Here is a 25,193-nt window from a genome sequence, read left to right as displayed (position 1 = left end):
GAAGCATACTCTAGAAAGGTGTTCCAATAGAAAATTCAAACACCGTATTTTCGTGATAATCAGGGTCTCGATCCAAGGGGAAGCCCCACTCGAAACGCAGCGGCCCAATCGGCGAGAACCAGCGAATACCAAAGCCCACATCGCTGTAGAATTTATCACTGGAAAGCTGATTATCAGCGGCACCGATATCGTAGAACATCACACCCATAATTCCAGCTTCCTTAATCATTGGGAACTGCAACTCCCCTTGATACATCAATTGCTGCGTACCGCCAAAATAACGGTAGGCACGTTTTTCAGCCTCACTTGCACTTGTTCCGGCGGCGATCTCTTTGTCGTAAACAAATTGTGACCGCACCTGTTTACCCACCCGGTAAGAGCGGAATCCGCGTAAAGAGTAAGGTCCACCAAGCAAGTAAAGCTCTGAGAATGGCACAACTCGCCCCTCTTGAGTTGTCGAAATCTGGGCATAGTTAAAGCTGTTTCTGAAGACAACATCCCAGAAAAGATTTTTGAAGTACCTGAAAGTTCCAGAAACACGTTGGTACTTAAGCTGAGAAAAGCCAGCATATTCATAGGTAGCTGATGCTAAAACGCCCTTGCTTGGCATCATGCGGTCATTTCGAGTATCGAACTCTACTGTTGAAGACAATGACACCGTTTCCCCTGAAGCGGTGTCCAACGGGAACAAAGTTGGATCCGTTAAAGCTTTCCCATCTTCGTAGTTCGTTTTTAATTCGGTCACGTCATACTTCGCACGCAAAAACAATCGAACATTGTCTGAAATTGGATGCCCGAAGCGCACGCTACCGCCCCGATGCGATTCACTGTAGTCTTCACGACCCGTGTTCGCGCTTTGATAAGCATCAAATCCAACAGACCACAAAGTATCGTCGTAATAAGGCTCGGTGAAAGAAAGGCTGTAGTAGTTGCCCGTACGGCTTAAATTTAACGAAGCCCCAAGGTTTTGCCCTTTACCCAGGAAGTTGGTTTGATTGACCGAACCCTGCATGGTGAAACCCTGAGTTGAACCATAACCCGCACCTAATTGAATTTGTCCAGTATTACGCTCCTTCACTACGATATCCACATTCATAATGTCGGTATTGTTTGGATCAACACTGGTTTTAAAATTAACTTCTTCAAAGAAACCCAGACGTTGAATATTTTCAACAGACTCGCGGCGACGAGTTTCGTTATAAAGCTCGCCTTCACGGACTTTCAATTCACGACGTACCACTTTGTCGCGAGTTTTTGAGTTGCCCACGACATTGATATTACCAAAGTAAACTTTTTGCCCTTTATCAAACTCAAAAACCAAATCAACCTTGCGGTCTTTGTCGTTAAATCGCGTACGAGGGATCACGTTGGCATAGGCAAATCCTAGATCACCGTATTTTGCAGTTAGCGCACTGATATCTTTTTGAAGGACATCGTAGGCAAAGACTTCGTTGTTATCGATCGTGATTGCCTCGTAGAGTTCGGACTTATCAAATAAAATGTCACCTGCAAAATCGACGTCACCGACCGCATACTGCTCGCCCTCTTCAACATGCAAAGTGATGTAGATACTTTTTTTATCAGGGCTAACCGTTACCTGAGGCCTATCAATTTTCGCCTGAACATAGCCTTTGTTATAATAAATAAAACGAAGAATTTGCACATCGCGATCAAAGGCTTCTTGTTTAAACTGCCCAGAACCAGACAGTGCACTAAAATAACCACCTTCACTTGTCATAAGCTTGGACTTCAACTCTGAATCTGGAATCTGCTTATTGCCCAAAATAGTGATCTTGGAAACCTTCACTTTATCGTTTTCCGAAATCTTAAATCGCAAACGAACTGTTTCATCAGCTTGCACTTCTTCGATCTCAATTTTTACCTTTGCAAGGAAGAATCCCTTGTCCTCATAGAGCTTTTGAACTTTCTCTTCAGCCTCTCGAAGTTTAGCTATATTCAGCAGTTGATAATTCTTAAGCCCTGCTGCATCGGCAATATCTTCACTCTTAACTTCAGAATTACCTTCATAAACGATCTCGGTGATCGAAGGCTTTTCTTTTATCGTGTAGGTTAACTGCAACCCGCCGTCGACGATTTTTTTAGAGACAGAAATATCCAAATAGTAGTCTTGTTGAAAAAGCGCCAGAATATCTTCACGTACCTTTTGTTCGGAATAGGCATCGCCCACTTTCGAATTAAGCTTCAATAAAATGGCATCCTTTTCGATCTTGCGCTGCCCTTCGATAAGGATCTCTTTGATAGTCACACCAGCAACTTTCGCCGATGAGGGAGCCGACACTTCTGTAGAACCTTTTACTTTTGCTTTATTTTTTGCTGGAGCTGCAGAACTGACTCCACAGTACGAGATCATAAACGCAAGAATGCTTATCAGAGATAGCTGCTTTTTCTTTCTATATATCAATGCCAGATTCATTCACGCTGCTTTCAAGTTGTTCGTTAGAAAAACAAATTATCTTCAATAGTTAGACAAACACTGAAAAGCCTAGTCCAAGACCTAGGTCGTGTCAAAAAAACCTGGCAAAAGGGGAAGTCAGTTTGGGCGATGTGTTATACTAAACCCAGAGCCCATCCTTCATTCGTAGAACCTTTGGAAAACGAGTGGCAAACTGCAGGTCATGAGTCACCACAACCAGGGTCAATCCTAGTTTCGCCTGCAACTCGAAGAACAAATCTTGAATTTTTAAACTGGTTGCGGAATCTAGATTCCCCGTCGGTTCGTCAGCAAACAATATTTTGGGATTGCGCGCCAAAGCCCTGGCAATGGCCACTCTCTGCAACTCACCCCCACTCAACTGTTGAGGGTAATGATCCATCCGACTCTGCAGTCCCACCATATCTAAAAGCTCCTTTGCACGCGCTGAAGATTTTTTTGAATCCTCTCCGGCTACTCGGCAGGGCAACATCACATTTTCAAGGGCTGTAAACTCGTTTAGCAAGTGATGGAACTGAAATATAAATCCCATCTTATCACTGCGAAAGGCCGCCATTTGCTCTTCATTTAGCGTTAATAGATCCAGACTTTCAAAGTGCAATTGCCCCCGATCTGGCAAATCCAAAGTTCCTAAAATATGTAAAAGAGTCGACTTACCCGACCCCGACGCCCCTAATATGGCGACCGCTTCGCCCGCGTGCAGCTTGATATCAATTCCCCGAAGAACTTCCAGTTCGTCGACTCCGCGAGTATAGGATTTGTGTATATTTTCCGCTTTTAAAATAAGAATCGCATTATCCATATCTCAACCCATCCACTGGTGACATCTTCGCACCTTTTCGTGCCGGAATCAGTGTCGCAATAAAACAAATCAACAATGTAGCCGAGGCAATGGCCAGCAAATCCAGCACTCGCAATTGCGCCGAGATACCCTCAATTTTATAAACGGACCCTGACATCAAGCCGTACTTAGCTTCGATCCAAGTAAACATTAAACAAAGCACCCATCCCAGCGCAAAGCCAGCCAAAACCCCCATCGCTCCGATAATCAAACCATGATACGAAAAAATACGCCGAACCTGTTTTTCCGAGACTCCCATTGTTTTTAGAATCGCGATATCGGCATAGCGCTGCATAACACTGACAAATAAGGTGGATGCCACATTAAAGGCAGCCACGATGACAATAATAAAGACCACAAAAAAGATTATGACCTTTTCAACAACCACGGCCTCGAACAAGTTTTCATTGGACTCTCTCCAATCACGGACCCAATAAGGAGCCCCCAAAACTTGACTCAATCGAAAAGCCGAATCTCGCGCCCGATCAGCATCTTGAAACTTTAAAATCAGTCCCGAATAGCGATCACCAATTTCGGCCATATTTTGTGCAGCCTTTAGATTTGTAACAACAAATCGCTCATTCCATTCGAACTTACCCAGTTCTAAAACCCCTTGAACTTGGAAAACGCCCAACTTTCTTCGAAAATCAGAATTGTCATAACTGCTCGCCACCGGCACCACGGCCCGAAATTGATCCCCAGGCTTCAGACCCAACTTTTCAGCTAAACCTTTACCGATCAATGCCTGTGGAATTTCAGCATTTTGGTCTAAAACTGACGAGCCTTGTATTACTCGTCCCCTGAAATTCAAAATCTCGGGCGCCGATTCGAAATCAACTCCTTGAATTAGTATTCCAGAAATTTTACCTTGATGTGCCGTCACAGCTTCCAAAAAAATGAATCGACTGGCCGATACAAGATCAGGCTCGGCCTTACGAACACGACCCAATAACTCTTGCCAATCATCCTGGAAACGAGAGCGCTTGACGATTTGAACATGCCCAGTGACATCAATCATCGCCTTCTTCAGAGTATTTTCATAACCTGAAAACACTCCCATGCTAACCACCAAGGCCGCAACGCCAAGAACCAGTCCAATAAAAGCAAACGGCGTCGAGCCCCCGAACAAACTTTTCTTTGAAAACATCAATTTGATCGAGATCCACGCAATGACTGACTTCACAATCGTCCCCTGATCCTAATTTATCGGCGTCGTTGCCGACACGACTTGGTCTTTCAAGAAAGCCATAATAAAGGAATCGAGTTCTCCATCCATGACATCTTGAACTTGATTGGTCTCGTGGTCGGTTCTATGGTCCTTCACCAACTGGTAAGGATGCATCACATAAGAACGAATCTGCGAACCCCACTCGTTGGCTTTTTTCTGAGAATTCATTTCATCTTTTGCTTTATTACGTTTTTCAACTTCAACTTCGTACAACCGAGCTTTCAACATTTTCATTGCGCGCTCTCGGTTCTGAATCTGAGAACGCTCGGTCTGACAGCTGACCACAATCCCCGAGGGTAAGTGATACATTCTCACCGCAGAGTCAGTTCGGTTGACGTGCTGTCCTCCGGCCCCTGAGGCACGGAAAGTCTCGACGCGAATTTCATCAGATCGAACTTCAATATTGATGTCGTCATCAATTTCAGCCCAAGCAAAAACCGACGAAAAAGAAGTATGGCGTCGAGCGTTTGAATCAAAAGGAGAAATTCGCACAAGCCGATGGACACCTGATTCGGCCTTAAGATAACCATAAGCATAAGGACCCGAGATCAAAAGAGTGCAAGATTTTATTCCAGCTTCTTCACCCTCGGTCATATCGACAATTTCACATTTAAAGCCGTGCTTATCAGCGTAACGAGTGTACATTCGAAGCAGCATCGCCGCCCAATCACAAGACTCGGTACCACCGGCTCCAGAATTAATCGAGAGATAACAATTATTGGGGTCAAGCTCGCCGCTGAGGACCCTTTGCAGCTCGAGCTCTTCGCCCAATTTGCTAGTCGCGCTGACTTCGTTTTTGACTTCTTTAAACGTGTCTTCGTCTTGAGCTTCTGCCGCCATATCTAATAGCACTTTAGCGTCTTCTAATTTTTGATGAAAATTTTTGTATTCCCCGACAGCGCGCTCAAGCAAAGCTTTTTCTTTATTCAGTTTTTGCATTTCAGCTGGCTTTTCCCATAAAGCGGGATTTTCGGCAGCCATAGCAAGCTCTTCAAGCCTTTTGACTTTGGTATCTAAGTCAAAGATACCCCCGAAGCTCGAAAGAGAGTTTCTCTAAATCTTGGATCTGTTTTTTTACTTCTGAAATTTCGGTAACAATCGACATGGGTCCTATGATTGAACCTCTGTTGATTCCAGTCAAGGGGGGATACGTCGCAGAGCTTGAAAAAAAGTAAGGGCCGAGCCCCAATCTAATTTGAGCTCGAGGCGTTTTGGCCTTCAAAGTGACAAGTTTGCGCCTCAAAATACGTTGATTTTGTATAATCTGTAAGCAGTTCGAAGACGATCACGCCGAAAATCACTTAGGCACCCATCGCCGCCGCCTAAAAGCTGATTAAATAAAATTTAAGAGGTTTTTAGAGCTGGCATCAATGTTGATATAGGGATTCTACGAGAGCAAAGCGATTAGCAACTCTTTGGGATTCCCCTCCCTTATTCCCGAAGAGTCATTTTGCAGGTCCCGGCAGTACGGATACTGAAGGGACCTTTTTTTTTGCACAAGGAGCCGGAATAAATTGGTAGCGCCTTGAGTAGTCAATCCATTGCCTATCACAAGCCAGATCCGCTAATGCCTGTTCAAACTCCAAGGTCCGCTGTTCAGTCATCAATGATCCTAAAATCGCATAGCGTTCAAAACTTTGTGCCTCTTTAAGGTAAACCCTTTGAATTTTTGAGACGTATCGACTTTCAGTTTGATTCAGCGCTAAGTAGTTCATTCGCCCCGAAATCACAAAATCGACCTTACCGGCAATCAACATATCAAAACTTTGAATATCCGAATTAGTATTTATAACTTCTATGGCTTTTTGCTCGCGCAACTTGATAAGTTCGGGTTGAACATGCCCCCTAATTGAACCCAATTTTTTCCCTTTAAAATCATTCATCGATGAGGGCCGCCATTTTGAATCCTTCGCTATCAACACAACGTTGGCGTCACTCATCAATGCTGAACTCCAACGGAATTTGCTTCTCGCTTCATCACCAACAAATTTTGGCGATAAGAAAAGAATAATTCCCGATAATGATTGAGGATTGTCTAAGTAAAGACGCTTAAGACGCTCTCGCGGCAATTTTTCTTCAATAAAAACAACTTTTCCTGAAAATTTTTTATTTAAAAACTGAATGACGTAACTAACAAGACCTTGTTGATTAGTAGAGTCAATAAAGGGTACCTGATCGTAAGAATGCACTACCGAAATAGAAAGAGGGGCTCCGTCACTCAGAGCCCCTAAGAAAAAACAAAAATAAAAAACAAGATGTATTGATAGCCTCAAACCAATTTCCCCTCGGCTGAAGATAACACATTTAAATCTGATTCAAAAAACTACTGACACCAAACTTCAGCACCACCATTTACGAATGGATCATACCAAGGGTTTGCTGCATATACATAAGTGTAGGCATAAGTTCCAGGTGCGATTGGCATATTAAAACCGGACCAAACTGGGAACCCAGAAGCGGTGAGCCCTTGAGTGCGCCCCTGACAAACGATATAAAATGGATTTGGATTGTAAACAGCGCAAGAGGCCTGCGCTGGAGTCACCTGACACTGCGCCTGAACTGGATACCAAGCCAATGCCCGAGTTGAAGAAATAAAAAGTCCCGCAATAACGAGAGCGAACTTAAGCTTCATCATAAATGCTCCTTTTTTAGGCTTGTATCGCCCAACCCAAAGGAGCTTGTCATCTTCAAAGCTACAACCCAGCGCGTAATAGTCTCTCAAATAATCTATCTTGAATGTCAAACATCAATTCTGCTTCTTTGGGCCCCAATTCGTGGTCATAGCCTTTCAAATGTAATAGACCATGCAACAACATATAGCCCAACTCGTGTTTATAGGTCAGGCCATGCTCGTTAGCCTGCTTTTTAAGCACGGGCGAACACAGAACTAATTCACCGAGGCTAGAGGGATCCATAGAGTCAAAACTTAAAACGTCCGTTGCATAGTTTTTTTTTCTAAATTCAGAGTTAATTTTTTTAGCCGCGGCAACGTCTAAAAAAACCAATGTCAGAGTTTTATTTTGATCTGATTTTGCCAAAACTTTTTGTTTGAGCAACTCCCTAACACAGGACTGCATCCAATTTTCGATAAACTTTCGAGGCACTCGAACTTTTGATTCATTCACTATTTCTAAAATCATTTTTTCAACTCGGTCCTAGCAATATCACCCAGTCCACCACCTGCAGAACGTGGATAGTCGATGCGTTGGTGATAAATACCAATCAAAATTCGAACGAATGCCGCTTCCACTTTAGAAAGATCTTTGAGAGTTAAATTACACTCGTCCAATTGACCATCGGAAAATTTGCGCTGAATGACATTTCGTACAATATTTTGCAATCTAACCGGAGTCGGTTCATCTAAGGACCTGGCTGCGGCCTCGATAGAGTCTGCCAACATACATAATGCAGCTTCACGGAACTGTGGTTTAGGGCCAGGATATCTAAATTCATTCTCTGAAAATTCCGGGTCGTCTTCTTGTCTAGCATCCAAGGCTTTATTATAAAAATAAGAAATTAAGGTCGTCCCATGGTGCTGCAATACGCCGTCGATAATAGGCTTGCCCAGCTTATGCTCCATCCCCATCTCGACACCATCTTTAACGTGGGCAATCAAAAGGGTCTTCGACATAAATGGCGATATATGATCATGAGGATTTTGTCCTGGTTTCTGATTTTCTATGAAATACTTCGGATAAACCATTTTGCCAATATCATGGTAATAACACATGACTTTACCTAGCAATGAATTGGCGCCAATTTCCTCGGCAGCAGCCTCGACCATACTCCCCACCATCATAGAATGATGATAAGTCCCTGGAGCCTTAACGATCATTTCACGCAATAATGGATGATTTAAATTAGATAATTCTAAGAGTTTAATATCTGTCGTATAGTTAAACACCGATTCAAGCAAAGGGATAAACATCATGGCAACAAGAGAAGCAAAGATCCCACCTAAAAAGCTGGCCGGCCCTGAAAGTAGAATCTCTTTAACGACATCACCACTATCCAGATGTGCCACCGACAAAACAAAGGTGACCAAAAAGACATTCACAAGCCCCGTGCGCACACCGGCCCAGTAAATATCATTTCTTTTTTTACACGCAAAAACACCTCGAGCAGCAGCGATCCCCCCGACCATCGACACCAACATAAACGGAAAGTTGAAATCCGTCATTATGCCCATACAAACTGACAGGAATGCGGTAAATAACCAAACCACCTCTCCCGAGGTGACCAGAAGTCCTACCATCATAGGACCCGCGGCTACTGGTGCTGCGAATAACAAAACAGTTCCTGGAAGCCATTGCCCGAATTTTGAGGCTATGGAGGCGTCCATAACAAAGATCCAAATTTTTACTAACGTGATCACCACAAAGGCGATCACCATCATCACCGAGACATCTTTAAACTCGATCTTCACCTTGTTCAGCGTAAAGCGACGCAGATAAGAAAAGAACACTAGAACACAGGTGGAAAGCACAATTGCCAATGCGATCGCCATAAAATCTTTTCGACGATCATTTTGAATCGATTCGATCTCTTTGAACATTGCCATATGAAATGGCTGAATGACTGAGCCATTAGCCACGATCACCTGGTTCTTTTTAACTGAAATAATAACTGGGATAACGGATTCCCGTGCCGTTCGATGGCGGACTCGTGTTTCATTTTTATTTAAAGTCAGGTTCGGAACTAGAAGGCTTTTAGCGAACATCTCTAGAGTTGTTTTTTCACTCTCGCTTAAATTTTCAATACCCCTTGTGACGGCTAACTTAAAGACCGAAGGATCTTGCAAGTCAGCAACTTCTGATCTAGCAATCTTGAATTCTTTCCCCGCGGTATTATTTGTTAAAGTTCGGGCTAACAGACTGTCTTGCCCAGATGGAATATTCCGATCCAAAGAAGTTGAAATTTTTCTCTGATACCAATATGCGATGTTCCTTAAAATTGCATCCTCAATCCGGCGATCAAATCGTGACTCTAAAAGCCACTCAAAATGGTAATCAGCAACAGGCACCCCAATCGCCTTTTCAAACAAGGGCTTTGATTTCAATAGCTCTTTAATTTGCTCCCGACGCTCTTTAAGATTCGACTTAAACGGCACCTCATCTATCAGGGCTCGCATTTCTTTAAACGACTGAATGATGCCCATGGCAACTTTTGGCTGCGTCGAAGCATCGTAATCATAGATATAACCGACGTCGGATTCGGCCTTTTGACGGCGCTCTTCGGTCGAAACCTCATCCGTCATTTCGAAAGTAATTGGCGAAATGACATCATTTTTGACTTTCTCGCCGACCTCAAAGCTTTGGGGAATTTCAATTTGAAAAAAAATAAGATAAGAAAGGACAACGCAATATAGAAAAACCAAGGCTGCGCGGCGTATATACAGTTTCTCGTCAAGATACTGAATCCAGCGACCAAAAAAAGTTCGCTCCAAGCCCATAGAATCAACCCAGTCTAAAAACTTTAAACTGTGATCTTCATAGTTGACTCGATGTAAAGGCGCCTGGCCTTTTTTTTCTTTATTTTCTCGCTGCATATACTATGCTGTCCATTCTACAACTCTTCGGTTTTTTTGTTAAAATAAGAAGAGTCTGGCTTGCCAAAAGGAAGGTTTTTTGTGCCTCATCCCCCTAAAGAATTACGACATATTCATGCTTTAGTCGAGATCGTTTCTGCATTGCGCGGCCCCGAGGGCTGTCCCTGGGATAAAGAACAGACCCACCAAAGTCTAACTCAGTACGCAATCGAGGAAACCTTTGAAATGGTCGAAGCTTTAGAATCAAAAGACGATGCAAAATTCAAGGATGAGCTAGGTGATGTTCTTTTCCAAGTAGTGCTCCATGCCCAACTTGCAAAAGAAAGAGGCGCGTTTGACCTCTTAGATATCATCGAAAACTTGGCTGAAAAATTGATTCGTCGGCACCCCCACGTCTTTTCTGACACCCAGGTTCAAGACACTGAAGAAGTCATAAAAAACTGGGAAACTATCAAGACGAAAGAAAAAGAAGGGCAAAAAAAACCCCGTCTTGATGTACCAGCTGGAATGCCTGCCCTACAGCGAGCTTATAAAATTGGAAAACGCACAGAAAAATTCAAATTTGATTGGTCCACTCCCAACGAAGTTTTCGACAAAGTCGAAGAGGAAATTCAAGAGTTTAAGGAAGCTATAGCTCAAAAAAACTCGAAGGCAATGGCTCACGAAATGGGAGATATCCTGTTTTCCTTAGCCCAATTAAGTCGCCACTTGGGACTTGAACCCGAACAGATCCTGCGGCAAGCGAATCAACGCTTCGAAAAGCGATTTGAAACTATGTTTCAGGTAAAGCCCCTGACTGATGAACAGTTTGCACAGCTCCCCGCTGAAGAAAAAGAAATACTTTGGAACGAAGCAAAAAAGCGGTGCCACGATATGGAATAAATAAAAAGTTAATTTTTAACTTTTTTGTTTTAGTAAATTCCATAGACAATCTGACCGAAAATCCCCGCCATCGCCTTTGCATTCAAAGGCGATTTTCTTTTTTTCTGTCGGTGTTTTAGTCACAAGAAAAAAGTTAAAACACTGCACTTTTTTTTTGATTTCAGTCTTTCCAATGACTTAGTCCGTCTCATTATAGTCATTTCACAAAGGTAATACTTAGATTCCAAGCACTTAGCTCAAATTTGAGTTTTTTAAAGCTCCCTTGCAAACTGATTTCACAAGGACGTCGCTGAATTCGAACGCAAGAACGATGACAGTGATAAACCACGGAAGGAAGGTTGCTAAGATGGCAGCTAATCAGATGCAAAAAAGAATGGAGTTGCGATGCGCTTGTCAGGCGACAGAAAGTTGCCGGCCTCGAAGTTCTAGAACATTTCGAAGCATGACGGCTCTGGCCATGATGGCCGCGCTAAGCGTAGGTTGCAACAAGTCCGTAGATTCTTTTTCTCTGCTGGAGGATCAGGCCAGTTTTAAACAAACTAGCGCCTATGCCGCCAAAAAAATTGACGTCCTTTGGGTCGTCGATAACTCGGGAAGTATGGATACATCCCAAACAAACTTAGCAAATAATTTTGCTTCATTTATAGCAAGATTTAACCAGAAAGGCCTCGATTTTCACATGGCAGTTGTTACGACCGACGGGTGGGAAAAACGTTTTAACTCAAGTTCGACGAAAGCGCGTTTCAAAGACGGCATCAGCTCGCACACGGGTTACTACGTTATGGATAAAAACACGCCCAATCTTTCTCAGGTCTTCACAACTAACATCAAAGTCGGCATCAATGGTAATGGTGATGAACGAGCTTTAGATTCTATGAGATACTCTTTAAATGACTCATTTAACATCAGCAAAAGCTTTCGGCGCAGTGACGCCTTCCTAGCTGTTGTCATTGTCTCTGATGAAGAGGATTTCTCACACAGTGGAACGGGACTTAATGAAAGCTATTCGAATCCAAGTCTGTTTCCAGTTTCGGACTTCGTCAGCTTTCTAGATACTTATACGGGCCGCCAAGCTGGTGGTATCGCCAACTATTCGGTCAACTCGATCACGGTCCCCAACTCAGCTTGTGTGACTCAATTGTCAACAGATGGTTTTACTCGAAAAATTTCCACTCGAGTGCCACAGTTGGTGGATCTTACTGGTGGCGTAAAGGGTTCATTGTGCTCGAATTTCGGAGACACCTTGGATCTGATTTCAGAGTCGATTATTGCACTCTCGTCGGTATTCACACTGGCGCGTGTACCGGTCGTAAGCACAATCGTGGTAACAGTTGATGGAATCACGGTTCCTCAAGACGGTACCAATGGATGGACCTACGATTCAGCAACCAATTCAGTTGTCTTCCACGGAAGTGCTATCCCCGCGGCGAATTCAGATATTCGAATTGGATTTGATCCAGTAACTATCAAGGAGTGATGGATGCAAGCAGAGAATATAGTTCAGGACTCATGGTTCATCTTACGAGGTGACATGAAATTCGGCCCCTACCAATACAAAGTCATGCTCTCCATGTTACAAACTGGAGAGCTGTTCGACTATAACTATATCTGGGCTCCACACATGAATGGCTGGACTCTTTTAGGGGATACACCCGAGTACTCAAAAGAGCGCCTTTTGCGATTATTAGGCGGCCAAGATCAGCTTGCCGAAGTCTTTAAAAAACGCAGCTGCCCTCGTGCCCGCATTGAAGTCCCAATATATGCACACAACAATCATCGGCTCATTGATGGCCAGACCGTTTCGGTATCTGAAAACGGAGCCCTCTTATTATTGAACGATCCTTTGCTACTTCCAGGTCAAAGTATATTTCTTCACTTTGCTACCTGCGAACAAAATCCTGAGTCATTTAACATTCGCGCTGAAATCATTCGAAAGAATTATAGCCGAGAACGAATGAACGTGAAGTCGGGTCTGCACTATGCAGTAAGATTTGTCCAAGTTCAAAATGAAGGTTTACAACGTCTAAAGCAGTGGACGTCAGCCTAAAATTAATTACTTTCAGGAGGAAAGATATATGATGGCATTTTTAAAGTTCATGAATGATTCTGGTGTCGTAGGCTGGCTGACTCTGGGTGTGGGGATTGCCGGATTAGCATTAGTTTTCGAACGCGCTAAAAAGTTCTATGTCGACTATGCTTTAAAGGCCGATGAATTTGCAAACAAGATACAAACACTAGTTCTGGCCAAAAAAATTGATGAAGCACTCATTCTTTGCGGGAAAATGGAGCAAAAGCCCCTAGCAAACGCCTTCAAAACAATTCTTGAAAAGTCAGATCGCGACGATGAGACGATTTTTCAGGCTCACGATATTGCAATGAGTGAAAACATTCCTCGTTTTACAAAACGCTTACACTATCTAAGTATGCTTGCTAACGTCGCTACATTGTTAGGTCTTCTTGGTACAATCCACGGTCTGATTCTTTCATTCCAAGCTGTGGCCACCGCCGACCCGGCTCAAAAACAAGCTTTGCTTGCAAACGGGATCTCGGTTTCGATGTATACGACAGCATTGGGTTTAGCAGTGGCCATTCCAGCCATGGTCTTCTTCTCGTTCCTTCATGCTCGGCAAAATGCCTTGATCGAGGAAATGATGGAAAAATGCGCAAAATTAACAGAACTTCTTACCAGCGCGCACATTCCTCAACTTAGCCGAGACAAAATGTTTCCAGATCAGGTAGTGCAAGTCAGTACCTCTGTGCCTCCGAACCCAAACCAAAAAGTATCCTAGTCGCCGATTGAATTTTAACACCCCTTCAGTGACGAAGGGGTCTTAATCAGGGATGAAAAATGAGACGCGCAAAGAAATTTGAAATTAAGCACAACTCAGAATTCGAACTAGATTTGGCTCCATTATTGGCCGTCATGGTAAAACTGGTGCCTGTGCTTCTTGTTTCAACGGCCTTCGTTCAGACCAGCGTAATCGAAACTGAACTACCCCAAGTAGTCCAACAGGCCCTTGAAGAACAAAAAAACAAGAATGATGCGACCAGCATCATGTTGTACGTTGGCAAAGCCAACGGCTTCGAAATCCAAATTGTCCAAAAAGAAAAATCCGAAGTGATTAAAATTCCAGTCACGGGAAATAAACTTGATTATGCTGGCCTTCACAGCAAGCTCATTGAGGTCAAAAAGAAACACCCCGATGTGTTTAAAATTGAACTTCGCCCCGAAGACTCTGTTTCTTATAACGATTTAGTCAAAGTGATGGATGAGGCTCGAGCCTCTAAAGACAAAGATACGAAATTTCCGGTCACCGATAAAAAAACGGGTCAACAACAAGAAACTAACTACATGTTTCCCGAAGTTGTCTTTGCAAATATGTTGGAGGGTTAGCCATGGGTCGCCGTCGCTTCGAATATAAAGTAAAAAAAGATAGTACCTTCGGGCTTAACATTAACTCGATGACAGACATGTTTACTATTATGCTAGTATTCCTATTACAGACCTATTCGACCTCTGATGTCGAAATTAATCCCGTAAAGGATGTACGACTTCCTAGTTCCATTTCTGATTCTAGTCCGACTGAAGGCGTTCGCATCAACCTTTCGGCAAACGATCTTATGATCGGCACCGAGAAAATTGCGAGTCTTCAAAATAAAGACTTTCAAAGCCCTTCTGTCGATAGCAATGATCCTTCGTTTATCAAGCCACTTTTTGAGCGCCTCGATAAGTTAGCAAAAGATCCCGCAGCTAAAAAACATATAAAAGACGGTAAAATCTTACTACAAGCTGATCAGGATCTTCCATATTCGACGATTCGTAAAATTATGTACACTGCCTCGATGGCAGGATTCCCTCAATTAAAACTTGTGACCGTAGTAGGAGAATAGACATGAAGTCTTTCTTTCAGAGAAACAGCCTGATCCTCTTAGCCACCACAACTTCTCTCTCTGTTTTTGCCGCCGACAAAGACACGAAAGGTCTTTTACCTGAGGTCGCCATTGGCAGCCAAGAAAATGAAAACGAAGCAAAGGCTTTTACGTCAGAAATGCTAATTACTCGGGCGGAAAATAAAGCGCTCGAATCTTTGCAAGCACTACTTACTAAGAAAAAAGGCACCAGCGAAGAGCCTTACTTACTATATCGCCTTGCTGAACTTTATATGAAACGATCAAAATCAGGTCGCTTTTTTGATATGCAGCGAAACACAAAAAGTGCCTTTCCCTTGCCTGCTGAGTCCAGCGCCGAGCACATTCGCAAGGCCGTGCAAATTTATAATCGCATAGCTCGGGATTTCCCAAAATTCCAAGACATGGATTCAGTATTATTTAATAATGCGTTTGCAAATCAGCAGTTGAGCCTCAGCAATGTCTCGATACATTTATACAAAGAACTTTTGGTGAAATATCCACAATCGCCATTAACCCCCGATGCGCGCCTTGCTGTCGGTGAACTTTTGTATAATCAACAAAACTTTAAAGAAGCTATTTCCCATTTTGAAGCCCTAGAGTCTTATCCCCAGGCCCGTGTGTACTCGTATGGTATGTACAAAGCGGCTTGGACTCAATACAATCTACGCAATAACGATGAGGCAGTTAAACGTTTGATTTCTGTAGTTAAACGAAACCCTCCTGTTACCCCTGGCGAAGTTATTTCGAACAAGCACCACCTGCGCAAAGAGGCCCTAAGAGACTTGTGTATATTCATTGGTGAAAGCTACAGCCCTTCTGAAGTCTACCCGTTCTTTGAAAAGATCACCACACAGGATGAAATATCTCAAGCGATGCTCGATATGGGAAAGTTGTATCTCTCCCATTCAAAATACAAAGAAATGAGTCAGTTTTTAAACGACTATCTCGAAGACCAGCCTTACGGCTCTGCCGCAGTAAAATCACACATGTTAATGGTTGAAGCCCAAGAAAACTTAAAAGCTCGCGACAATGTTATCTCTCACCTTCAGTCTGCATCTGAGCTGTGTGCAAAGAACTCTAAGTGGACAGCGCAAAATAGCAAAGAAGAATATCAAGAATCTTGTACTGAAAGATTCAAAAAAGACAGTCTCGAAATTGCTTCGAAATGGTGGGATATCTGGTTAAAAAATAAAAATCATAAAGAATTTTCAGCCTTAACTGAGAAGGCGTTTGCCCTTATATTGGCAAATGAAGATAGTAAAAATCCAGATTTCAAAACTCGTTATGCTTATGCAGAGCTTTTATTTCAACAAGAAAAATTCGTAGATGCATCGAAAGAATATCAAAAAGTGACGGCAACCAGCGATGCTACAATGAAACACGATGCTCAGTATGGTGTTCTATATTCATTAGAAAAAGCACTGGAAAAAGATCCTCAAAACTCAAACCTAAAAAATCAACGGTTCCAAGCTGCGCTTGCCTACGCAAAAGAAAATCCTCAGGGCACCCACTATTCAGCGGTCCAGTTTAAAATCGCCTTGCTATTTTATGAAGACCAAAAATACAAAGAATCATTAGAAATTCTAAGTCGGTTAGTCAGTCAAAATCCAACACCGGAAATTAAAACTAAATCGCAGGACTTAATATTAGACATCTACAATATTCAAAAGGACTACAAGTCTATTCGCCAACTTGCTGAAAAAATGTCTATTGAAAAGGGTGTTTCGATAGAACGAAATAAACAACTAAGTCAGATTGGCCAAGAAGCCCACTTTGCTGACATACAGTTATTAGCTGAGGCTGGAAAGACCCAAGAATCCCTTCAGCAATTAAATGACTTTATTAAAAAGAACCCACAATCCCCATTAAGCGAAAAAGCGCTTTTACAGATTCTGGGTATCCAATTAAAAGCAAATATGGATTTGGCAGCCGCTTCGACAGCCATGGATTTTTCAAAGAAGTATCCTAAACACCCCAAAACAGTCGACGCCCTGATCGAAGCAAGTCAAATCTTTACTCAGTCTGGTCAATTTACCAGAGCCATTGCGGCTTATGAAGAACTTCAAAAACTTGACGAAAAAAATAAGGCAAAGTACTCGGCTCAAATCGTCAATCTTGCTGTAATGGAACGCCAGTATGTTCGAGCAAAGTCTTTGCTAGAAAATCAACTTAAAACAGCCTCTAAAAACGAAACTCAAGATATCTTGGTTAAACTAAAAACAATGGCCGAATCCGCGGACGATATAAAAACAGTTCAAGAAATCGAAACAAAAATCCTATCCCACGGCTTTGAACCCTATACGACACAAATCATGATTAAAAAAGCTCAGGCCGCTTTGGATGCCGGCAATGCTTCCTTAGCGTTTGACTTAAGCTTAAAAGCCAATGCTCGTCCATCATCAAGCGAAGTTCGGTCCCCAGCAAGATTGATTCAAGCTCGAATCTTAGAAAAAGAATCTGTCAGCCAAAGTGTTAAAACTAAACTTGACCGCCTTGGACTTGTATTGTCTATGAAAACTGAAAAGTTTGATAAAGCTCACACAGCCTATTTTTCTGCGGCAAAGATGGCCACAGACGACAAGAATAAGACTTTGGCTCTTGAGGGCTTAGACCGCCTCTATCGCGACTACATAAAAGCTTTGGAAAATGTCATTATCACTGACTCCATTTCAGCAGAAGATCAAAAAGCTCTTCAATCTGAACTTGCAAAGTTAATCGAACCAATGAAACAGCGCCAAATTGAAAATATGGCTCAATTGAAGGTCTTACAAGAGAGTACTGGTATACAAAACCAAAATCCTTTCAGTGGACTTTTAGCAAATGAATCCGTGAAGCCTAGTATTCAATACCCGTCCCCAAGTCAGGTTGCGATACTTTTAGAAAACAAAAAGATGCAAGAGCTTGCTTTATCAAAAAAAACCGACCTACTTGAAAAAGAAGCTCTAGATGCTTTTGATATTAAAGAGCGTCGAGCTGAAGCCTTAATTGCACTTTCGGTCGTGGCAGAACAACGAAAGCAGCTTGAAAAGGCTCAGTGGCTTGCGGAACAGTCTCTAAATGAGAAAAAATCTTATGAATACGCCTATTTTCAAAGAGCTAGAATTGTCTACTCGCTAGACAATAACATTCAAAATGCCCTGGTGGATTTCGAAAAATCAGAACCCTTGAAAAAATCTTCGTCAGTTCTTGCAAGCATTTTGGGAATAAAAGCCTATGCGAACGGAAAGCACGATGAGGCTCTAAAAAATTTCTCTTTCGCAAAAAAAGAAGATGCGATTAACTTAGAGATAGGAAGCTTGATTGCTGAAGCCTTCGCACAGAAGGGAGACTCTGACAAAGCTCTTTCAGTCATCAAAGAACACATCAAAGAAAACAGCACCAATGTAAACCTCTTACTTACAGAGGCCCACATCTTAGAGACTTACAAAGCTTCCCCGGCTCCGGCCTTAGATATCTACGCAAAGGCGTTAAAGCTGTCTAAGAATCAGGAAGTCAATGCATGGTTAGAAACAAAGATTAAGTACTTAAAAACAGTATTACCTAACTAACGGGGGAATTGTGCTAAACATAGTCAGGATGACAACGCTACTTTGCGTAACCATGACTGCCACGATGGCATTTGGAAAAAAGCAAAGCATTCGAAAACTCCAGGAAGTGAATTTTGCAGAAATGAACCTAAAAGGTACCGTGCGAAATCCTGATGGAGCTTATCTAGTGCAAAAACGCGGTATTCGCTTCAAACCATTGCACGACGTTCAAAAAGACATGGACGCTAAGATTCGTGAAACAAGTCTTTACATGAGGTAGAGCGCAATGATCTTGATTTTAAAACAGACTCTTCAATCTGGAAAAACAAAAACCTGGAAGCTGCGTCCAGTTCAAGGACAATATAGCTTCGGAGCCTCTCGGCTTGCCGATATTATTTCTTTAGACCCGCAAAGTCCCGGTATCGAAGGCCTTTTCCTATACCAACAAGAAAATTGGTTTTATGTACCAATGACCGAGTCTGTTTTCAATCCAGGTCCGCAAGTAAGTCGCTTACCTGTAACTCAACAGAAAGAAATTAAATTAGGATCTTCGCTTTTACACATAGAGACAATAAACAAAGAAGTCGAATGGGCTAATAAAATAGTCCACGAAGAATATTCACAGGGTGACGAGGACGCAGAAATTCTGATTGTAAAAAGAAATGGAAAAATTTTAACGACTCGAGTATTTAGCTCTTCTTCTGCCATTGAAAAAGAGATTAAGGATATTTGGTCTGACCCCGTCTATGAAGTCATTCGTAAGAAAATCAAAACTCAGTCAACTCTTTCCCTTTCAAAAATTGGAATGGATGATATCGTTGACAAAGAATCCCAACGGCAGGTCGCAGTTGTACTTGGTCTGACGACCCTGCTTGTGGTCGGCGGTTTGTTCGGTCCAAAATCGACACCGCAGATGGTACAGGTGCCGAAGAAAACCCAAAGCATCGTTATTCGTACAGAAGTAAAACCAAAAGAAAAAATAAAAGAAGAAAAAGCTCCTCAGGCAGTTGCTCAAAAGCAGGTCGAAATTCCGATGGATTCCAGCAAACCTTCCGGACGAGTGGCTGATAAGGTCAAAAACTTAGCTGGGGGAAGAATTTCCCAATTGTTAGGAAAAGTTTCAGCCCAGGCGGCAAAATCTGCAAATATTTTTGTTGGTCAAGGGACCAAAGCTGGCTCAGGCAACTCCGGACGCGCAATGGCTTCTATTGGAGCTATCAACCGGGGAGGCAATTCCTTTGGCACAGGTTCCGGAGATGGCGTCACTGTCTCGACTGCGGGACGTGGTGGCGGCCGAGCTGTTTCGGGAATGGGAGGCCTAGCAGCCGGTCGCACTGGCAATGGCGGCGTTGGTCTGATTGAAGAAGAAAGTGAAATTTCTGGAGGCTTGGACCGAGAAGTGATTGCTGCCTACATCAAGTCCCAATTAGGAAATATTCTGTATTGCTATGAACGCCAACTCAGCGCCCAGCCCGATCTATTTGGTAAAGTAGCCGTTAAATTTACCATCGGCCCGACGGGTGGGATTGAGGCGCGAAGTATTGGCGACTCGACCTTAAAAAATGCAACTGTCGAAGGCTGTATTTTGCAAAAAGTCGCTGGATGGAAGTTTCCAAGCCCTCAAGGTGGAACACGAGTCTTGGTAACATACCCGTTCTTATTTAAATCAACGAACTAATGATAACTGATGATCACGACGATCTAAGGATGACTTCAAGGAGGAAATTATGGATTTCAAAAAATGGATGATGTTGAACCTACTTTGGATTATTTCAACACCAGCATTTGCCCAAAATGCAGGTGGCGACAAACTTGATATTCAAAAACTAGAACAAAAATATTGGTCTGCCAAAGATGATGACTTTGCAGTCGTCCAAAATCGTCGTTACACAAAAGAAAAACGCTTCTTTTTAAACGCTTCAATGGGACTTCCTTTTAACGACCCCTTTGCGACTGGAACAATGACTCAGCTGCAAGCAGGTTACTTCTTCAGCGAACGCCTTGGTGTCGATTTAGCTATGACCCAAGCCTCTTTACACGATAACGACGCTGTCGATCAGTTTATCAATCGATATGGAATTGCCCCGGATCGAAATATTTTCACAGGAAGCAAAATGCTGAATGTAACCTATGTACCAATGTATGCAAAAATGAGCTTTTTAGATAAATCAATTATCTACTTTGACATGGGATTTATGCTTGGGGTTGGAACGACTGACTATAAAATTAAAAAAGAAGAAGGTGACGAGCACAAATCTGCGTCCTCTTGGCAATGGGGTATAAATCAGCAGATCTTTTTCTCGGAACACTTTTCCATTCGCTTTGATTTGATTAATAAATACACCAACGAAAATCGTTTAAAATTTAGAACTAATGCGACGAACCGCGATCAGGGTTCTAAAAATTACAACGATTCCTCGGTATTGCTTGGAATTACGTACTGGCACTAAAAGGATTTTTGTCTTTAAGAAATTGGCAGGAGGCCATTTATGAAATTGAAAGTTATTGCCTATATCTCTGCTTTTAATGTTGTTGCATCGCTAACGACAACACAGTCGTTGGCGCAGACTTTCAAAACGGTTTCATCGGGAACCAGCACGAAAGATAAAAATTTAAAAATGAAACTAAGCGGTGTCCCGGCTTATAATTTTGCAGCTAAGCAAAAGAATATTCCCCTTTTGAGTTTGGGAACTGAAAAAACAATCTCTGCAGATTCAGTGCCGGCGTTGAAGAATTTTTCAGTTCTTGCTTTAAAGCTAAAGCCAATTAAAGTGCTGCCAATGACTGCGGACCGCTTGCCCGCAAATGCCGATAAAATCGGTCCGGCGTCCAAAGCAGTACAACTAACCAGTCCCGAAGCCTTTAAAAAAATTCCTGATGTTCCAGACTTAGCCGCGGCTCCGCAGCCTAAAATAAATAATGCCAATCCAAAACTAAAAGACCTTAAAGACCTTCAGGCCAACGACTATAAACTAATTCAGGCCCTAATATTTTTAGAAGTTCATAAAAAATATGAACTGGCTATGTCCCTTTTAGCGGAACTTTTCACAGATAAAAAGCATAGCATCGAGGCTCAGTACAACTATGCTTTAACGGCAAAAGGTCTTCAATTGAACACCGAATTTCGACAATACATGATGAATGTGGCCAAAGAGGGCTCAAAAGAGTGGAAAGAAAAAGCTCTTGACCAATTAACAAGCAATACACAGATGTTAGAACTGCCCGATGTTGGACCCATTGATGCAATGGTAGAAAAGTCTGACTTGGATGTTACAGGCAAAGAAGCGTGGCAAATTTATCGCGCCCAATTTTACTCGGACAAAGGAGATCTTGGACGCGCCGATGATGCTTTAGGCTTGATATCAGAAAAATCTAGTTTCTATCCCAAAGCATTAATGATGAGTGCGCTTTTAAAGTACCGTTTAGGACAACTTGAAGTCGCTCAGAAAGAACTAAAAAAATCCCTAGAAATGACTAAATGGGAGAAAGCTGATCCAATGCGAAGCTTGGCTGCTCTAACATTAGGACGCATGCACTTTCAAAGGTCTGAATGGTCGGAAGCTTACAAAGCATATCTTGAAGTTGATCGCAACTCATCACATTGGTTGCAAGCGATGACCGAGCAGGCCTGGACCCAGATTCTTTCCGGAGACTATGAAGGGGCCGCCGGAAACATGTTCTCATTACATACGGATTATTTTAAAGCGGCCTTTTCTCCGGAAACCTACGTTATCAGAACGGTCGGTTACCTGAATCTTTGCCAATACGGTGACTCTATGCACGTATTGCAGGATATGAAAAAGAAGTATGGCAACTGGAAATCCCAAATCGACGAGTACCAGAAAATCAAAAAATCCGATGCTGATTACTATGATACTTTTAAGTTATGGGCACAAAATCCGGATTTAAAGAATGTGGATGGCCTGCCTCGTTCGTTCATTGTCGAGCTGGCTCGTCACCCGTCTTTTCTATCAATTCAAAAACAGATTAACAACTACGACGACGAAATCACACGCTTCAATAATTTAGCAGTGTCAGTTTTAAGACTTGAAAAAAAGATTCTTGAAGAGCAAGCCTTGATCATGAAAAAACCCTTTAAGTCCGAGGCCGAACGCGAAGATGCCTTAGAGCCTGTAAAGATTCAGCTCTATATTGCAAAAAAAGCTCGAACTGCGATCAAAGAAGCCAGACAAAAAGCAGTGGATCGTCTTGAGTCCGAGAAGACTTCGTTAAAAAACCAAGCTGCTAAAACTTTGGTGGCACGATTCAAAGAGCTTCAAACCAAACTCAATGAAGTCTTGGATCAAAACGAAGTCTTAGCATACGAAATCTACTCTGGGGCCGGCGAACATATCCGCTATCAAATGGCGGGCGGAGAAATTAACGATACTGCCCGTCCAGAACTTAAAGCCGAGGCAGAAAAGTCGGTCAACTGGAAATTTAAAGGTGAAATCTGGGAAGATGAAATTGGCCACTATCGTTCTTCACTTAAGAACGTATGCGCCAAAGACATCTCTGCGAACTAAAATTAATTAATTACATATTTCAATGGAAGGAAATATCATGAAAACAACAATCGCAAAAACTATTTTAATGTCTTCACTTCTTGCCTCAGCTTCGTGGGCCCAAAACACCGCCCAAGATGGAATCAAAGCCATCGAAACGAATCTTAGCAACTCAAAAGCAAATCTAGAGCAGTACGAAGACAACTTAAAAATCGTCGAATCAAACTTAACAGAAGTTTCCAAAGCGAAGACAATCCTTCAGCAGCAAAAAAACAATGTTCAAGCATTGATAAATGAGAATCAAAAAGGTCTGCAAAAAATCACAGCCCAACAATCAGAAATTGATAAGCTGATTGGCGAAGAGGCCAAGCGCAAACAACAAGAAGAACTACGAATCAAAGAGCTAGAAGCGCAAATAGCTCGTCTTAAAGATAATATTTTGAAACGCGATCAGAATGTGGCTGATTATCAAATTCAAAAACAGCAGATCACTGAAGAAGTCAAAATTTGGTCTTCCCGCGCCAAAGAATTGTCAGAGCAAGCCAGCACCGTTCAAGGTCGTCAAAAAGAACTTGCCGGTGTAGAGAACGATTGGAACAACAAGAAAAAAGGCTACCAAGGTGAGATCTCGCGATGGAAAAAAGAAGTCGAACGCCAAGAAAAACTAAGTTCAACTTACAATAAATTAGCAAAAGACCCAGGTATTTAGTCCTCGCTTAAGAATTCACCTTGCGGCTTTTGATCCTCTTCCAAAAAAGCCGCAGGGTTCGACTTCTTAACCAGATCAAAAAAATCACATAAATTCCTAGGCCCAGTAAGATCGAGCCCGCTTGAGCCGCCCGTCCTGCCAGAATAAAACGCTCTTCCAAGAGCGCCAAAAATGCCGTCATAAAAAGACTGGCTGCCAATATTTTAACAATTTCTTTTCCGGCACTTTCGTGTTGCCCCCACGAGTGCTCTTTTAGGTATATTCCCAACAAGATTCCCGCAGCAATAGCCAGAGTGCCAATAGTTAAAATCAGCAAACCTGCTAATTGGCCACGTGCCACTGCCCAAGGCGCTAAACTTAAGTGGAAGGCCAAACTAATAACCATCGTTCGAAAGATCCATCGGGTTTTAGCCTGAGCCAAAAATACCGGCAAAAGAATACGGTACAAAGAATGAAAAATTAAAATCCACGCCGAATATTTTAAAATTGCAGAGGTCCTTGATAAATCAATCAAGTCAAATTCTCCGCGATAAAATAACAATCGAACCAAGCAATTTGAAAGGGCCCACAATCCACCCGCCGCTGGTAAAATGAAAAGGGCCCCATACAATAAATTCTGTTCGACATACCCCGAGAATTCGAGTTTTCTATTTTCTAAATGCAGCTGACTCAACAAAGGCAGCAATGCTGTTCCTAAACTGACCGCTACTAAGGTCATCGGCAACTCTAAAAGTCGATCTGCCCAATACAGGCGAGACAGCGTCCCCGGCTCAAGTCCACTGGCCAAATAGGAGTTTACCAAAAGTAAAAACTGTAAAAGACCCACTGCTATAAAACCAGAGGGTATACTTTTTAAGAATGGCATCAAAAAAGACAGATCAATTTTATTAAGGCTCCAAGAAAGGCCGCGCTTACGAAATCTCCAAGCTAAAAGGCTGAACTGAGCAATTCCCCCCACGAGGACTCCCCACGCTAATCCCATGCCTGGTCCTTGAAACCAACCGACGGGAATGAAGGTAAAAATCAACATTCCAACGTTAAAGAAAAGAGGCGCAAGTCCCGTCCAACCGAACTCTCCATAAAGTTGTAATAGAGCTGACAGCAAAGCCGACAGCCCCGAAAATAAGACGAATGCCCCCATGATCTGAGCCATCTTGACGGTCAAAGCAAATTTAAAACTGTTATTTACAAAGGCCCCATCCAAAAGCATTCGTAAGAGAGGCTCCGCCCCAAAAATCAAACCAAGACTTATAAATATTAAAAGCATCGCGACCAGTAAGAAGCTTTGATTGACGAAATCTTGAGCAACTCGAGAGTCGCTGTGTTGGTGCTTTTGCCATTCCGGCACAAAGGCCGCTGATAGACTGCCCTCGCCAAGCAATCTTCTAAAGAAATTTGGCAACCGAAAAGCTGCAGCCCATGCGTCCGTAATTGTGCGATCAAATAAGGCAGCCATCGCTAAGTCCCTGAAAAGACCTAGGATACGGCTGGCCATTGTACCCATGGCAAAAGAGATCGCTTTTTTTAGCGGTCCCGAGGAATTCTTTTTGTTATTTGCGCTTGCTTCGACAGACACCCTATGTTAATCC

The 25,193-nt window shown here is 42.6% G+C and carries 21 protein-coding genes; 12 read left to right on the top strand and 9 right to left on the bottom strand.

Annotation, left to right across the window (positions count from 1 at the left end):
* Positions 1-10: 10 nt before the first annotated feature.
* The 8 genes from bamA to AC04MN_RS11550 form a co-directional block, all read right to left on the bottom strand.
* Positions 11-2,434 carry an outer membrane protein assembly factor BamA gene (gene bamA, locus AC04MN_RS11585; protein ID WP_475383361.1) on the bottom strand — a complete coding sequence of 808 codons (2,424 nt, stop codon included), beginning with the start codon at positions 2,432-2,434 and terminating at the stop codon, positions 11-13.
* Between the two features lie 139 nt (positions 2,435-2,573).
* Positions 2,574-3,254: an ABC transporter ATP-binding protein gene (locus AC04MN_RS11580; protein WP_475383360.1), complete on the bottom strand. Its 681-nt coding sequence runs from the start codon at positions 3,252-3,254 to the stop codon at positions 2,574-2,576.
* Complete coding sequence (locus AC04MN_RS11575) at positions 3,247-4,476, bottom strand: FtsX-like permease family protein (RefSeq protein WP_475383359.1); 1,230 nt, start codon at positions 4,474-4,476, stop codon at positions 3,247-3,249. Before AC04MN_RS11575 ends, AC04MN_RS11580 begins: the two co-directional genes overlap by 8 nt.
* Before the next feature lie 15 nt (positions 4,477-4,491).
* A protein-coding gene (gene prfB, locus AC04MN_RS11570) for a peptide chain release factor 2 (protein WP_475383358.1) occupies positions 4,492-5,626 on the bottom strand; the annotation gives its coding sequence in 2 pieces (ribosomal slippage) (positions 4,492-5,544 and positions 5,546-5,626; 1,134 coding nt in all).
* Positions 5,627-5,966: 340 nt separating this feature from the next.
* Positions 5,967-6,794 (bottom strand): hypothetical protein, encoded by an 828-nt coding sequence (locus tag AC04MN_RS11565; protein ID WP_475383357.1) that lies wholly within the window; start codon positions 6,792-6,794, stop codon positions 5,967-5,969.
* A gap of 50 nt (positions 6,795-6,844) precedes the next feature.
* Positions 6,845-7,156: a hypothetical protein gene (locus AC04MN_RS11560; protein ID WP_475383355.1), complete on the bottom strand. Its 312-nt coding sequence runs from the start codon at positions 7,154-7,156 to the stop codon at positions 6,845-6,847.
* Positions 7,157-7,214: 58 nt separating this feature from the next.
* The gene (ybeY, locus tag AC04MN_RS11555) at positions 7,215-7,661 is read right to left on the bottom strand and encodes an rRNA maturation RNase YbeY (RefSeq protein WP_475383353.1); all 447 of its coding nucleotides are present in this window, start codon (positions 7,659-7,661) and stop codon (positions 7,215-7,217) included.
* Positions 7,658-10,069, bottom strand: coding sequence for an HD family phosphohydrolase (locus AC04MN_RS11550; RefSeq protein ID WP_475383352.1), 2,412 nt, complete (start codon positions 10,067-10,069; stop codon positions 7,658-7,660). The genes ybeY and AC04MN_RS11550 overlap by 4 nt, the downstream gene beginning before the upstream one ends.
* Before the next feature lie 81 nt (positions 10,070-10,150).
* Between AC04MN_RS11550 and mazG the strand changes: the two genes are divergently transcribed.
* From mazG to AC04MN_RS11490, 12 genes are all read left to right on the top strand, one after another.
* Positions 10,151-10,951, top strand: a complete 801-nt coding sequence (gene mazG, locus AC04MN_RS11545; RefSeq protein WP_475383351.1) for a nucleoside triphosphate pyrophosphohydrolase — start codon at positions 10,151-10,153, stop codon at positions 10,949-10,951.
* A 346-nt stretch (positions 10,952-11,297) separates the two neighbouring features.
* Entirely contained in the window at positions 11,298-12,428 is a 1,131-nt protein-coding gene (locus tag AC04MN_RS11540; protein ID WP_475383350.1) for a vWA domain-containing protein, read from the top strand.
* A gap of 3 nt (positions 12,429-12,431) precedes the next feature.
* Complete coding sequence (locus AC04MN_RS11535) at positions 12,432-12,998, top strand: PilZ domain-containing protein (protein ID WP_475383349.1); 567 nt, start codon at positions 12,432-12,434, stop codon at positions 12,996-12,998.
* Positions 12,999-13,026: 28 nt separating this feature from the next.
* Positions 13,027-13,740, top strand: a complete 714-nt coding sequence (locus tag AC04MN_RS11530) for a MotA/TolQ/ExbB proton channel family protein (protein WP_475383348.1) — start codon at positions 13,027-13,029, stop codon at positions 13,738-13,740.
* Positions 13,741-13,799: 59 nt separating this feature from the next.
* Entirely contained in the window at positions 13,800-14,345 is a 546-nt protein-coding gene (locus AC04MN_RS11525) for an ExbD/TolR family protein (RefSeq protein WP_475383347.1), read from the top strand.
* Positions 14,346-14,347: 2 nt separating this feature from the next.
* Positions 14,348-14,842 carry an ExbD/TolR family protein gene (locus AC04MN_RS11520; RefSeq protein WP_475383346.1) on the top strand — a complete coding sequence of 165 codons (495 nt, stop codon included), beginning with the start codon at positions 14,348-14,350 and terminating at the stop codon, positions 14,840-14,842.
* A 2-nt stretch (positions 14,843-14,844) separates the two neighbouring features.
* Positions 14,845-18,411: a tetratricopeptide repeat protein gene (locus tag AC04MN_RS11515; RefSeq protein WP_475383345.1), complete on the top strand. Its 3,567-nt coding sequence runs from the start codon at positions 14,845-14,847 to the stop codon at positions 18,409-18,411.
* A gap of 28 nt (positions 18,412-18,439) precedes the next feature.
* The gene (locus AC04MN_RS11510) at positions 18,440-18,670 is read left to right on the top strand and encodes a hypothetical protein (RefSeq protein ID WP_475383344.1); all 231 of its coding nucleotides are present in this window, start codon (positions 18,440-18,442) and stop codon (positions 18,668-18,670) included.
* A gap of 6 nt (positions 18,671-18,676) precedes the next feature.
* Positions 18,677-20,068, top strand: coding sequence for an AgmX/PglI C-terminal domain-containing protein (locus tag AC04MN_RS11505; protein ID WP_475383343.1), 1,392 nt, complete (start codon positions 18,677-18,679; stop codon positions 20,066-20,068).
* 49 nt (positions 20,069-20,117) lie between these two features.
* Positions 20,118-20,840, top strand: coding sequence for an outer membrane beta-barrel domain-containing protein (locus tag AC04MN_RS11500; protein WP_475383342.1), 723 nt, complete (start codon positions 20,118-20,120; stop codon positions 20,838-20,840).
* Positions 20,841-20,879: 39 nt separating this feature from the next.
* Entirely contained in the window at positions 20,880-22,916 is a 2,037-nt protein-coding gene (locus AC04MN_RS11495) for a tetratricopeptide repeat protein (protein ID WP_475383341.1), read from the top strand.
* A 37-nt stretch (positions 22,917-22,953) separates the two neighbouring features.
* The gene (locus AC04MN_RS11490) at positions 22,954-23,604 is read left to right on the top strand and encodes a hypothetical protein (RefSeq protein WP_475383340.1); all 651 of its coding nucleotides are present in this window, start codon (positions 22,954-22,956) and stop codon (positions 23,602-23,604) included.
* A gap of 7 nt (positions 23,605-23,611) precedes the next feature.
* Here AC04MN_RS11490 and murJ read toward each other — a convergent pair whose 3' ends face one another.
* On the bottom strand, positions 23,612-25,180 hold the full coding sequence (gene murJ / locus AC04MN_RS11485; RefSeq protein WP_475383339.1) for a murein biosynthesis integral membrane protein MurJ: 1,569 nt from the start codon (positions 25,178-25,180) through the stop codon (positions 23,612-23,614).
* Between the last annotated feature and the right edge of the window lie 13 nt (positions 25,181-25,193).

The organism is Bdellovibrio sp. ZFWA1 (assembly GCF_056175665.1).
The sequence above is the reverse complement of the archived record's forward strand: the minus strand, read 5'-3'. Positions and strand labels throughout refer to the sequence as shown.

Coding starts and splice junctions, on each gene's coding strand:
- AC04MN_RS11515 (WP_475383345.1), top strand. CDS start 14,845: ATGAAGTCTTTCTTTCAGAGAAACAGCCTGATCCTCTTAGCCACCACA.
- AC04MN_RS11505 (WP_475383343.1), top strand. CDS start 18,677: ATGATCTTGATTTTAAAACAGACTCTTCAATCTGGAAAAACAAAAACC.
- AC04MN_RS11550 (WP_475383352.1), bottom strand. CDS start 10,069: ATGCAGCGAGAAAATAAAGAAAAAAAAGGCCAGGCGCCTTTACATCGA.
- AC04MN_RS11530 (WP_475383348.1), top strand. CDS start 13,027: ATGATGGCATTTTTAAAGTTCATGAATGATTCTGGTGTCGTAGGCTGG.
- bamA (WP_475383361.1), bottom strand. CDS start 2,434: ATGAATCTGGCATTGATATATAGAAAGAAAAAGCAGCTATCTCTGATA.
- AC04MN_RS11500 (WP_475383342.1), top strand. CDS start 20,118: ATGGATTTCAAAAAATGGATGATGTTGAACCTACTTTGGATTATTTCA.
- AC04MN_RS11580 (WP_475383360.1), bottom strand. CDS start 3,254: ATGGATAATGCGATTCTTATTTTAAAAGCGGAAAATATACACAAATCC.
- AC04MN_RS11510 (WP_475383344.1), top strand. CDS start 18,440: ATGACAACGCTACTTTGCGTAACCATGACTGCCACGATGGCATTTGGA.
- AC04MN_RS11560 (WP_475383355.1), bottom strand. CDS start 7,156: ATGATGAAGCTTAAGTTCGCTCTCGTTATTGCGGGACTTTTTATTTCT.
- ybeY (WP_475383353.1), bottom strand. CDS start 7,661: ATGATTTTAGAAATAGTGAATGAATCAAAAGTTCGAGTGCCTCGAAAG.
- AC04MN_RS11540 (WP_475383350.1), top strand. CDS start 11,298: ATGGCAGCTAATCAGATGCAAAAAAGAATGGAGTTGCGATGCGCTTGT.
- AC04MN_RS11520 (WP_475383346.1), top strand. CDS start 14,348: ATGGGTCGCCGTCGCTTCGAATATAAAGTAAAAAAAGATAGTACCTTC.
- AC04MN_RS11495 (WP_475383341.1), top strand. CDS start 20,880: ATGAAATTGAAAGTTATTGCCTATATCTCTGCTTTTAATGTTGTTGCA.
- AC04MN_RS11490 (WP_475383340.1), top strand. CDS start 22,954: ATGAAAACAACAATCGCAAAAACTATTTTAATGTCTTCACTTCTTGCC.
- AC04MN_RS11535 (WP_475383349.1), top strand. CDS start 12,432: ATGCAAGCAGAGAATATAGTTCAGGACTCATGGTTCATCTTACGAGGT.
- AC04MN_RS11525 (WP_475383347.1), top strand. CDS start 13,800: ATGAGACGCGCAAAGAAATTTGAAATTAAGCACAACTCAGAATTCGAA.